Origin of the sequence: Paenibacillus silagei (genome assembly GCF_017874735.1) — a bacterium.
Taxonomy (GTDB): domain Bacteria; phylum Bacillota; class Bacilli; order Paenibacillales; family Paenibacillaceae; genus Paenibacillus_AQ; species Paenibacillus_AQ silagei.
Window position 1 is genome coordinate 168,817 of sequence record NZ_JAGGLV010000009.1, and the last position, 12,224, is coordinate 181,040.

Annotated in this window: 8 protein-coding genes; 3 read left to right on the plus strand and 5 right to left on the minus strand. The window is 49.6% G+C overall.

Translation table 11 applies throughout. From position 1 onward, the window contains the following. Positions 1–22: 22 nt before the first annotated feature. Positions 23–5,626 (minus strand): hypothetical protein, encoded by a 5,604-nt coding sequence (locus J2Z70_RS15440; RefSeq protein ID WP_209874504.1) that lies wholly within the window; start codon positions 5,624–5,626, stop codon positions 23–25. A 361-nt stretch (positions 5,627–5,987) separates the two neighbouring features. Beyond that, the gene (locus J2Z70_RS15445) at positions 5,988–6,575 is read right to left on the minus strand and encodes a TetR/AcrR family transcriptional regulator (protein ID WP_209874507.1); all 588 of its coding nucleotides are present in this window, start codon (positions 6,573–6,575) and stop codon (positions 5,988–5,990) included. Between the two features lie 154 nt (positions 6,576–6,729). Between J2Z70_RS15445 and J2Z70_RS15450 the strand changes: the two genes are divergently transcribed. Beyond that, positions 6,730–7,419: an SDR family NAD(P)-dependent oxidoreductase gene (locus J2Z70_RS15450; RefSeq protein ID WP_209874509.1), complete on the plus strand. Its 690-nt coding sequence runs from the start codon at positions 6,730–6,732 to the stop codon at positions 7,417–7,419. Between the two features lie 93 nt (positions 7,420–7,512). On the opposite strand, the gene J2Z70_RS15455 is transcribed toward J2Z70_RS15450, so the two are convergent. Beyond that, positions 7,513–8,166 carry a deoxynucleoside kinase gene (locus J2Z70_RS15455; RefSeq protein WP_209874510.1) on the minus strand — a complete coding sequence of 218 codons (654 nt, stop codon included), beginning with the start codon at positions 8,164–8,166 and terminating at the stop codon, positions 7,513–7,515. Beyond that, complete coding sequence (locus J2Z70_RS15460) at positions 8,163–8,786, minus strand: deoxynucleoside kinase (protein WP_209874512.1); 624 nt, start codon at positions 8,784–8,786, stop codon at positions 8,163–8,165. The genes J2Z70_RS15455 and J2Z70_RS15460 overlap by 4 nt, the downstream gene beginning before the upstream one ends. A gap of 192 nt (positions 8,787–8,978) precedes the next feature. Between J2Z70_RS15460 and J2Z70_RS15465 the strand changes: the two genes are divergently transcribed. Continuing rightward, positions 8,979–10,511 carry a stalk domain-containing protein gene (locus tag J2Z70_RS15465; protein ID WP_209874514.1) on the plus strand — a complete coding sequence of 511 codons (1,533 nt, stop codon included), beginning with the start codon at positions 8,979–8,981 and terminating at the stop codon, positions 10,509–10,511. A 256-nt stretch (positions 10,512–10,767) separates the two neighbouring features. After that, positions 10,768–10,899: a hypothetical protein gene (locus tag J2Z70_RS33665; protein ID WP_281068188.1), complete on the plus strand. Its 132-nt coding sequence runs from the start codon at positions 10,768–10,770 to the stop codon at positions 10,897–10,899. A 172-nt stretch (positions 10,900–11,071) separates the two neighbouring features. Here the strand turns inward: J2Z70_RS33665 and nspC are convergent, their stop codons facing one another. Next, positions 11,072–12,208: a carboxynorspermidine decarboxylase gene (nspC, locus tag J2Z70_RS15470; RefSeq protein ID WP_209874726.1), complete on the minus strand. Its 1,137-nt coding sequence runs from the start codon at positions 12,206–12,208 to the stop codon at positions 11,072–11,074. Between the last annotated feature and the right edge of the window lie 16 nt (positions 12,209–12,224).

The window sequence follows — 12,224 nt, forward strand, 5'->3', positions numbered from 1 at the left end:
ATTCCCCCTGTTCTTGTTTCAACTATTTCAGATTGCCGACAAAGAAGGTAGCAAATTCGCGGTCACGTTCCTGGGTTCTCACCACAATGGTGTACCAGCCTGTTTTCGGGAAGGTGACCTTGAAATTACTGCTCACCAGTTCAGCATAGGTCAGCTTCTGCTTCACCAGCTTCAGCTGTCCTTCGCGGTACAGACCAGGGTAATACAGAATATCGAATGTTCCAGCCTGGTTGACCTTGTCTACTCCGCCTACCTTCATCAGGTTGAAGCCGGATACCTTGAAGGTAATGGTGTTGGTATTGAACAACGCAGATTCGCCGGAGGAAGCCGAGATTAAGGTATCGTTACCGAAGACCAGCAATCCGCCGTCCTTCACGACCACCACATCCTGATAGACCACCGTCTTATTGCCTACCTGATCAACTGCTGTGTAAGCTACGCGCTGGCGTCCAAGCTTGCTCAGATCCAGCCCGCTGACCGATACTTTCACGTTAGCTTCAGCCGATACATTATCTGATACGGTGAACCCGCCGAGATCTGTACGGAAGTTAAAGTCTTTCTTGTTCTGAACAATCCCTACGGTTTCCTTGTTCAGTGTCAGCTCAGGTGCTGTGTTATCAAGTCCTGCAATGGTCACCGGAACCTTGTTCACATTGCCCAGCAGATCCGAGATGGCCATGACCGCTGAACCGCTGCTCTCAAAAGCACGCGAGTAGCTGTACGTTCCATCCGCTTTACTGATCTGGTTCGTATAGGAGGCTCCATCTGAAATAGGTCTTACGCCTGAGAACATTTGGTTAGGGGCAGCAACTGTGCCGCTAAGCGTAACCTTCACTTTGCCTTTGGCATATTTCTGTCCGCCGATGGTCACAATCTGATCGGCCGGAACCGCTTTGCCTTCGGCATCTACAAAGGTATAGGCCACTTTGTCCGGCACTGGCGGCGCAGAGAGAATATTCGTTACCTTCTCTTTGATAACTGTTGTATTGCCGTACACATCCACCACAGTGAATGAAGCTGTTCCATTCTCCATGAGTGTAATGCTCTTATCGGCACTGATAATGTTGAACGCTTTAGCCGAAGCATCCGCCTTCTCTACCGTAACCGTAACGCCGGTGGAGAACAGCACATTGCCGCTATTATCCTTCAGGGTGCCGAAGGTCTGGCTTCCATTCTCGCCATATTGGTAGGAACGGACCACTTTCACCCTAGGAACTTCCTTGTTAATGTTCGCAACCGTTGCTTCAACCTTATTGACATTTCCGGCAGCATCCTTAATTTCGAATTCGAACTTGCCGTTCTCCGTGAAGGTGTAGGCTGTCTTGCCGCCATTGTTCACAACCGTCACCGGCTCAGACGTGCTCTGGAGAAGGGCTACCACATTCCCGTTCGTACTCTCCATGTATGAATATTCAATGGTTCCTTCAGGCTTAGTACCGTCAATATTCTTCACAACCAGATACAGGGTATCTGTCCGGTCAGGATCACTGAGATCAGTCAGATCGAAGCTGTAGTAACCATTCTCGTAGATCTTGAATGAATTGCCGGTCCGCACAGGCACCGAAGGGTTAATCTTCGAAGGCGTAACACGGATACCCGGCGGAAGCGTAATCTCAATATCCGCACCAACCGTGGCATTGACCGGGCTGTTCACGCTGAGCGAAGCAAGCGCGTAGACCGGCTGTACGCTGGTAGAAGCTCCATCGACATCAAGCTTGGCCGGTTTGCTGATCAGACCTCCCGGCGTTCTGTACTTCACCCACACCTGAAGCTCCTCAGGCTTACTCGTCGGAACCTTCACTGCTACGAAGTTGGTGTACGGCTTCCAGTTCAGCCAGCTCACACCGTTATCCGGTGATACTGAATATTCATAACCGGTCTTGTCCTCCGTTTCGAGACTCAGCTTCACAATGGCTGTGTAGCCGTCCGCTGTATCACCGGACAGATAGATCAGAGAAGACTTGGCATCCGACACCGGCGCATCCGGCTTGGTCGTTGCCGAGACCTTGAAGGTTCCTGCACTTGCCTTGATTGTGCTGTTGCCTGCTCCATCAACCGCGAGTACATATAAGCGGAACTCCGAGATTTCTCCCGATTTCAGTGATTGGTCATCGATGGAGACTGAGCCGCCTGCCGGAACATCTGCCCATTTTGTCGACGACTCTGTAGGTACTTCTGCGCCTGCTTCTTGTTTGACCCATTGATACTTGCTGACCAGTCCTGTTTTGCTGTAGAACTCTGAGACGCTAATCTTCGTCTTCTGCAGCGGCAGCGGGTAAGCAACTGAATCAGGACTGAAATATACTACCGGTGCTTCATTGTCAAAATAATAAGCCTTCGAGTAGTAGTACGTTTTGTCGCTGTGCTTCACCATAAGATGAATGTATTGCGTTCCGTTCAATTTTAATTTTTCAGCAGGAATAATATAGCTGTAAGTGGCTTCACTTACAGAAGCGCCAAGACCTTTAGCTGCCAGCTTGGCATCGGTGCCGGCTTCTGGCGAAGCAGCAGGCGTCGCTGACGGTTCAGTTGCTTCTGCTGAGCCAGTTGGTGTCGCTGCCGGTTCAGTAGCTTCTGCTGAAGCAGCAGGTGTTGCTGCTGGCTCGGCATTGTTATCCGGTGCCGGAGTCTCTTCCGATTCAAGCGGCGTCAACGAAGGCGCTGCCGGCCCGGAGGACAAGAATTTCATAATGACTACCGGCCCGATGCTTGCTGTAACCTCTGGCTCAGCCGGGGCACTAGGCTCTGTAGGAGCACCAGTCGGTGCCGGTTCCGAAACATCTTCAATCAAGCTTTTCTCAGACAGTGGAGATATGCCAGATGACTCGGAAACCTCTAGTCCGGTAAATTTACTATCATTATCTGGACGAAGAGAGCTGTCGCTGATGGCATAGCCCACATAATCGGGATGCACACCGCTGATCTGGAAGGTAACATCATGACTCTTCACATAGTTAGGATTCGCTTCCGGTGTGAACTGTGTCGGAATCGCCGCCTCTGAACTCACAACCACCGCTCTTTCCTGCGGAGTCTTGATCGTCTCATTGCCCGCATGATCCAGCGCCTTCAGATAGAGCCAGTATGATCCGTCCTCATCAATATCCTCATAGGTAGACCGGGTAACGGTTGTGCCGGAATATGGCGTAGCTGCCCACTTTCCGTCCGCCGGGGAATCCCCGTCCTTCACCCATTGGTACTGCACGCTGCTGACTCCGCTATGGTCGTCTTTCACCAGAGCCTGTACTGTAGCGGTATCCTCTCCGGCCAATGTAATGGCAGGTCCCTGGTTGTCCAGCTTCAGCACACCTACTTCATGCGTCCAGTTGGAGTCGTCATTCTTGAAATCCGCAAGCGGCCAGACGCTCAGATCACCGTATTGTCCAACAGCCGCGAGCGCCTGATTGTCTGCATAGAAGATTTTGTCTGCTTCTGAGCCTGGCGCTTCTGCTTTCCAGGAATCATACAGTTCCTGATGAGTTGCGACATAAGCTTTTTTCTTCTCGTACTGCATCAGCTCTCTGGCAGAATCCCAGGACATATCGGCCGTCCAGGTATGCAGGTACCACTCCCCGCTGTTTCCTTCCTCGAAGGCCTCAGCCGGTGGAGCGAGCAGGTTCGTCTTGTTATTCACTACCGACAGCTCTACATTCTCGAATTCTCCCGGATACAGCTCTTCCGACGGCTGCTTGGCGGAGAGTGCGTAACGCTTAAGCGCTGCATAATGATCTCCGGCTACACCAGCGAATGGATCAGCCTTATCCTGGCTCCACCAGTAGTACACCAGACCTACCGAAGGTGAGGCTTCCGCACTCATATTGGAAGGGCGGTAGATCCCGCGGCTCGGCCGCTCTGTTCCACGGTCACCTACAGTAGGATCAAGATGCGGTACTTTAATAGAAGGATCGTTGGCGTCAATCGTAACCTTGCCTTTTTTGGCATAGGTTGTATCCGTTGCTCCGCCTGTCTCGAACCGGTACCCGATCACCGGCTCCGTATTGTCGATGAACAGGTTCGCCCAGTCAATCTTGGAGTTGGCGAGTGAGAAGTCACTGCCGTAAGGATTAATTTTCTCTTCGTGTACTCCATCGAAGTTAGCAGGCTGAATCATCAGGTTGCCTGCGTAATCCTGAATGACATCGGTATCCATCTGGATCGGCTCGCTGCCGCCCTTGGCATCATTGGATATGGCTACGGCTTTGAGGAGTGGGGTTTCCACCGTTTTGCCGTCAGGCACGGTCATGCGGAAGCTCCAATTCTTTGTATTCTTGCCTGCAACATAATAGGCTTTCATTCCGTTATTGAAGAGGATGAAGGTTTTCTTCTCATCCCAGCCGGTTTTGGCAATCGCCTCTTCCGTCATCTGCAGAGTGAAGTCAATGACATCTCCCTTGTTGAGCGTAACCCCGGTCAGAATCTCCGGCTGAATGCCGTTCGCGGTCTTGGAATACTTCGGACGCACAGCATCGACAATGACGCGGTATCCGCCCCGGTCGAAGTCAAACGGGTTCCCGGCTTTGCGCTCCACCCAGGAATTGCTGCCGCTGCTTGGCACAGCGTTGAGATTGAAAACCGCTTTATTGCCCGCTGCATCACTGAGCACGGCTTCTTTCAATTTATTCTCCAGCGACAGATCCATCTGCGCACCGCCGGTGGTTCCCCCGGTAATTAACGGTCTCAGCGGAAGGTTGCTGCTGTTATGGAAAGGAACTCCTGTATATCGGTAGGCAATTTTTTTCTGGTAGGAATCCAGAGTGTTCTCATTAAAGGATATATTCTGCAGATACTGCTGCTGTCCAGCTGCCGGAAGTCCGGTGTCCGGATCATTAATGAACAGCTTGTGCCGCAGGAAATAGTCAGAATTGGCCTTCACTACCGTGCTCGGTCTGACCGGCTCGCTGAAGTTGTAGCTGAGGGTGATGTTCTCGTCTCTTTTGACATACAGCTCTTTCTGGTTAATATTCTCGTTGAGTCGTTCTGCACCATTGCCGGTGAAGGTATAGTTATCTATGACCGGACGTTTGAGATCCTGGAACTTGAGGTAAAATCCGCGTACACCGGCTGCTTCACCGTCGTCATCGCCTTCGCCCCAGACCCTAACGGTAATGACAGAATTCGGTTTGATGAGGGCCTTGGCCGACTTGTTATACCGCTGGCTGCTGCCGGTTCGTTCATTAATAATATTTTTTCCGTCAATGTTTACTGTAATGGACGAATGACGGGTCCATAAGAACCCGGAGTGACGCCGCAGCACGGAGAATCCTGTAAGCATCTCCGCATGTCCGCTCTCCGCCATATTCTTTAGAAGGGTATTGTCGGCTACCTTCACCTGGAATTCAACCGTTGCTTCATTATCATCGACACCCGCAAAGATATCTCCCTTGACCCAATCATATTTGGCATCTTTGTCTTTCTCTGTCTGCTTGAAGCCTTCCACCTCGGTATAAAAGTTGAGGAATGTATTGTCCGCAGGGTAGCTTAGGTTCCCAACATGTTGTCCGTTTGGAAACGTGACTTCATAATCATCACCCGCAGCCTGTGCCAGTCCGCTAAAGGAACTGGGTATTAACGATAGCAACATACTAAGAATTAAGCTTAGCGAGGTATATCTCTTCAATCTCCTGCTCATTAACAATTGGTGCTCCCCCTTATTCGTTCATCATTTCCTGTCCGGCGTGCAGCAAGCTTCGCTGTAGTCTAAGATTCACTCCCTATGCTTCCGCATTCTCCTTTCGCCCTGCCCTCCCGTGGACAAAAAATACTAGTTATAAACTACCTATTTTTTCATATCTGCATTTATTCTATCAGGCGGCTCTAAACAAACTCTTAACAAATCTCGACAAAAGCTGCGTCAAACGCCCCGAAATAGGGTTAATACACTCGGAAAACGAAAAAAGTCCTGAATTTTTAAGAGAAAATGTCTGAAAATACAAAAAAACCGCACTGAGAACGGCTCAGTTGCGGTTTATTGGTGTGGATAAGTTATTTTGCTATCTAGTATTCTTCAGCAAGTCAACCATGTTATGATAATGAATTTCACTCAGATGGTCGATAAAGTCATCCATCTTATAATTCTCACGTTCAACAATCCATAGACAAATCGCACCTACCAATCCCGATATCATGTACTCGAGACCAATTTTCATCTTTTCGTCGTGGCGGAAATCGCTGATTCCGGCGAAGATAAACGTTTTAAAAGCGTCTTTTAAGTAGATGGGGAAGTTTGGGTGAATGTTTTGAGTGAGCATGGTTTTAAAGAATATCATGTTTGCATCGATATTGTCGAAAATCGTTTTTATCATCGTACTGAACATATCCTTGTCCATCTCATGGATCGAGCTCACCTCCAGGCTCAAGCAAGCATTCAAATTCTGTACGCTCTCCTGAAATAACTTGTCCATGAATTCAGGTTTATCTACATAGTGTAAATAAAATGTGTTTCGATTTATCATCGCTTCGTCGGCAATGTCTTGTACAGTAATTCGTTCGTAGCCTTTGGTTTGCACTAGTCTCAAGAAGGCTTCCTTAATCGCTTTTCGCGTTTTAAGAATACGCAGATCCACCTTATCCTTGCCCAATAATAAGCCACTCCTTCATAAATAATAGTCAAATATATATAAAATGATGTTTAAATGTCATGTTGACTCATATCAACCATTGAACGTTTTAATTGTAGATTTTACAATTAAAATTGTCAATTACACTCACGTATTCATAAAAGGAGAATCAGATATGAAAACACTAGCGATCATTGGTGCAGGTAAGGGATTAGGAATGTCTATTGCGAAGAGCTTTGGAAAAAATGACTTCCAAGTGGCATTAGTCGCAAGAAACGCCGCAAAGCTGCAAGAAATGGTGAATGACTTGAAAGCGGAGGGTGTTGTGGCCTCTTATTTCATAGCGGATATTTTCAGTAAAGAACAAATTGAACAGGCGATCAGTAACATTAAAGCACAGTATGGCCAGATTGATGTGCTGGAATTCAGTCCTACAGCAGGCAACTATCCTCCCACCTCTGTATTGGAGTTAACCGTAGAGAATGTAAGGGACGCATTTGAGGCCAATGTGGTCAGTGCCATCCAAGTTGTCAGTGCTGTTCTCCCTGATATGCTCGCTAAGAATGAGGGTTCCATACTATTTACCACAGGATTATCTGCCATGTACCCCGTCCCAATGATGGGGAATATCGGTATTGCTCTTTCAGGGCTGCGCAATTATGTAGCTAATCTTCATACTTCATTGGCTGCTCAAGGCATTTTTGTTGGTCACCGTTCTTTAGGCTTGTTGATTAAGGAGTCGGGTACTGGCGCAATCAATGATCCGGATGTGATTGGCGACATGTGGTATCAAGCCTATATGGACAAAACCATATGGGAGGAAGAATATCCCAAGGGTGTAACCCCCGAAACCATTGTATTTTAACATTCCGTGATGGATGCGGCCTCATTGCAGGAAGGCGGATCAAAAAAGCAGCTCCAGGATAAACCCCTGGTGCTGCTTTTTCAATCTAACTATTTATTTCCCCACCGCAGTCCGGTTAATTACCGCGCTGACCCGGGTCAGAATCTCCGACATGGAAGCCGGATCCTTCACATCATACTCATCAATATTCAGGCGCAGCACCGGGCAGGCGCTGAATTCGTTGATCCACTGGGAATAGCGGGCGTGCATATGCTCCCAGTAGGAGACATCGGTCTGAATCTCCATCTCGCGTCCGCGCTCATTAATGCGGGTCAGGATCGAAGGCAGGCTGCCTTCAATATAGATCAGCACATCCGGGTGCGGGAAGTATGGCGTCATCACCATGGCCTCGTAGAGGCTGGTGTAGGTTGCATAATCTGTCGGGGACATGGTGCCTTGGTCGGCGTGCATTTTTGCGAAAATCCCGGTGTCTTCATAAATCGAACGGTCCTGCACGAATCCGCCGCCCAGCTCGAACATCTTCTTCTGCTCCTTGAAGCGCTCCGCCAGGAAATAGATCTGCAGGTGGAAGCTCCACCGCTCGAAGTCGTGATAGAACTTCTCCAGATAGGGGTTATGATCCACCTGCTCCAGTGAGGTCTGGAAGCCCAGGCGCTCCGCCAGTGCTGCGGTCAGCGTCGATTTGCCGACGCCTACGGTTCCGGCCACCGTGATAATGGCATTGTTCGGGATATTGTAACTGTTCATTTCATAAGCTCCTTTACTTGTTCCGCGATGGCGGTGAAGTCTTCCGGGTTCTCCACGAAATCCACCTGGTTTCCGTCGATCGTGACGATTACGGTGGACGGTTCGCGAAGGGCCAGTGATGCCATCGCATCGTCGTAATCCTCAATTAACTGCTCGAGGTAGGCAGGGGCAATGATCTCTTCGAAGGTACGCGCACGCTTGGCAATCCGGGCCAGCAGCGTATCCAGATCCGCCCGGATATACAGAATAATGTTCGGCTTGGGGAAATCATCGGTCAGAATATGATAGATCTCCCGGTATTTGTCCCGTTTCGATCCCTTCAGCGTCCGTTCCCCGAAGATCAGATTCTTATAGATATGATAATCCGAAATGACCGGCTTCCCTTGATCTATGTACTGCACAGTCGTGTCTTCCAGCTGCTTAAACCGGTTGCAGAGAAAGAACATCTCAAGCTGGAAGCTCCAGTCGTCCATATTCTGATAGAACTTGTCCAGAAACGGATTCTCGTCGACAATTTCTTTAATAACCGGAAGCTGTAATTCGGTGGCGAGCATCGTGGCGAGGGTGGTTTTACCGGCTCCAATCGGGCCTTCCACGGCTATAAAAGGTGCATGTTTCATTAACGCTAATTTCCTCCTCAAGTACGGACAATTCCAAAAAAACAGACTAAATTATTGTACCACAGGAGCGCCGCCAGCAACGGTTAATTTTCAAAGAAACTTTTCGCACCTGTGCAGCGTCTATATTCAAGGTAATATATTCATTTATTTACCTAATTCAGTAATTCCCTATAGAGAGTAGAGGATATCTTGATGAAAAAAAGAAATTTGCTTGTGAGTATGGTGATGGGTTTGACGGCGTGTCTGACTGTTGGGACTCCCGAGGCTGCAACAGCAGCAGCTAGTGGCGGTAGCTCCGGTATCTCTTCCTACGGACCCGATTATCTGATTAAGGATGACGGGAGCCTGTGGGTCTGGGGTGAGACGAAGTCTGTACCTACGCAGGTACATGGACTAAGTGATGTACAGTCTTCTTTCCCGCTATATTACAGCGCAATGGTAACCACCAAGGATGGCTCGGTCTGGAAGTGGGAGAGCAACGCCCGGACGATGGCCATCGAAGTTACGCCAGTGCCGGAATTGAAGAATATAACCAGTTTCCAAAGAGTATACCCGCGTCATTTAGCAGTTACCGGAGAGGGTACGGTATATACTTCAGTTACGTCAACTGACGATAATACGACCCCACCGTTTGCGAGTGTTCCGGGCCTGGATCACGTTGCAGCTATCTCCCAATATTCCGAGAGCAACAAGCTTAACAATAAAGATAGCGACTGGCATCGTTATCTGTTCTTGAAGACAGACGGGACGGTCTGGACCAGCATTGACGAACTTGCCACTTTTACACCCGTCCCCAATCTGAAGGATATTGTGCAGCTCGAACAGAATTATGCGCTCAGCAAGGATGGCAGCGTCTGGACCTGGCCAGACCAGGATAGTTATTTACCGGAGACCTATAGTGACCCGGCCCAGTTAACTGCAACTCCATTCTCCGGCTTAAAAGATATTCGGGCCCTGTACAACAACGGGCGCAGCCGGCTCGCGATTGATAAGCAATCCCGACTATGGTTCTGGGGCTCCACGGTCACCGGATATTCGGATGGAACCACATATCAGGATGAACCCGTTCCGGTCGTCTTCTCAGGGATCAGCAAGGTGACCGATGCCTACATCGTTGAACAATCTATTGTCGCACTGACCTCAGACGGCAAGGTCTATGCGGCTTCGATTGCCGCAGAGCTTATGTCGCCGAATGCAAAGTTCACCTTGCTTGCTTCCGATATTCAGTCGATAAAAGGCGGCGGAAGACATGTCATTATGCAGAAAAACGACGGCACGCTCTGGGGCTGGGGCGTGAACAAGAATGCTCAACTAGGGTACGGTACTTATGAATTCAGCTATAAGCAGCCTGTCCCGATGCAGAAGCCGATCTCCGTTACCCTGAATAGCGAATCCATCGCCTTCACGAATGGAGTAATTACCCGTAACGGACAGAATTTCATTCCGCTACGTTCGCTGTTCACCAAGATGGGCGCTACTATCGGTTATTCCATGGACAAAGTAGTAACGATCACTGGTACCGCTGCCGATAAAACTCCGCTATCCATCGTCATCAATACCGTGAACGGAGCCACCACCGTCAATGGTAAAAGTGTCACTCTGGCCACGCCGCCGTTTGTAGTGAATGGCACCGTCTACCTGCCGCTGCGCTTCATCAGCGAACAGCTTGGGGCGAAGGTTGACTGGCTGCCGCAGGAGAGCAGAATTGCGATTAGTATGAAGTAAGAAGGTCTTCCTCCCATAAAAGAGCAAAACGGGCTATCTCCCATCGCAGATGAGAATAGTCCGTTTTATAAATGATTCGTTGTTTGAGATAAGGTGATAAACAGTTTTTTTCTGATACAGATGCAGATATAGCGTTCTCACCGACCTCCATTGTTGCACTAAATGCAGGAATATTGGCTGGTTAGGAGACTAATCTAGGCATTGTTGCACTTTTTGCAGCATTTCCAGTGGATTAGCGGCTGAGATCAGCAGATTGTTGAATTTTATGCAGGATTTCGCGCAGACGCTCGGATCAGCGGCGGTATTGTTGCATTTATTGCAGCATTTCCAGCGGCAGGTAAAGCAGCGCAGCACCGGAAAAGTAACGGTGAGCGGTGAGCAGGACTAATTACTGATTAGCGGCAATATAGCGGATATTCATCAGAAAAATAGCAAATTGGCAATATCGCAGGCTGCCGATCAAGCAAGCTCCCCCTGCCCATCCGCGCACCCACAAAACGCCCCCTCAGCCAAGGCTGAAGGGGCGCTTCTATTATGCATCTATATATTGCAGCTATTCGTTATGACAACCGGCCGCTAAAATCACTATATTCGAACTCGCGGATTACCTTGAGGCCTTCTGCTTCATTATAGGAAGCGATGGCCGGGAGGTTGACGCCGTTGAACATGTGGTTCTTCACCATGGAGTAATGCGCCATGTCGGTGAAGATCAGCTTGTCGCCGTATTTCAGCGGCTCCGGGAAGGAATAATCGCCGATAACATCCCCCGCCAGGCAGGTCATGCCGCCCAGCCGGTAGGTGTGGGCGAATTCGCCCGGTTCTCCGGCCCCGATAATGCCCGGACGGTAAGGCATCGCCAGCACATCCGGCATATGGCATTCCGCCGAAGTATCGAGAATCGCGATATCCATGCCGTTATGCATCGTATCCAGTACCGTGGCTACCAGATAACCGGTATTGAGCGCAACCGCTTCTCCCGGCTCCAGGTAGATCTCCACATTGTACGTCTGCTTCATGTGCAGAATACACTTGATCAAGGTGTCGAGATCATAGTCAGGACGGGTAATATGATGCCCGCCACCGAAGTTCAGCCATTTCATACCGTGCAGATATTGGCCGAACTTCTCCTCTACGACCTTAAGCGTACGCTCCAGCGTATCCGAGTTCTGTTCGCACATAGTATGGAAATGCAGGCCGTCAATGCCGTCCAGCTCGTCCGGCCGGAAGTTCGGCAGGGTTACGCCCATGCGGGAGAAGTTGTAGCAAGGATCATAGAGCGGCACTTCAATCTCGGAATACTCCGGATTGACGCGAATCCCGCAGCTAATCTGCTTCGGCGCGTTCTGCACGCGCTGCTTGAACCGGCTCCATTGGTCAAACGAGTTGAACACCATATGATCGCTGTAGCGAAGCAGCTCATCGAACTCGCGGTCTACATAAGCCGGTGCATAGACATGGACCTCTTTGCCCATCTCCTCAAAGCCCAGCCGGGCCTCAAACAGGGAGCTGGAGGTTACCCCATGCAGGTATTTGCCTACCAGCGGGTACATGGCGTGCATGGAGAAGCCTTTTTGCGCAAGCAGAATCTTGGCTCCGCTCTTCTCCTGCACATAATTCAGAGTCTCCAGGTTCTTCGTCAGCAGCCGTTCATCCACCAGATACGCCGGGGACGGCAGATTGCTGATATCAATATCGATGTCCTTGTTCTTCATG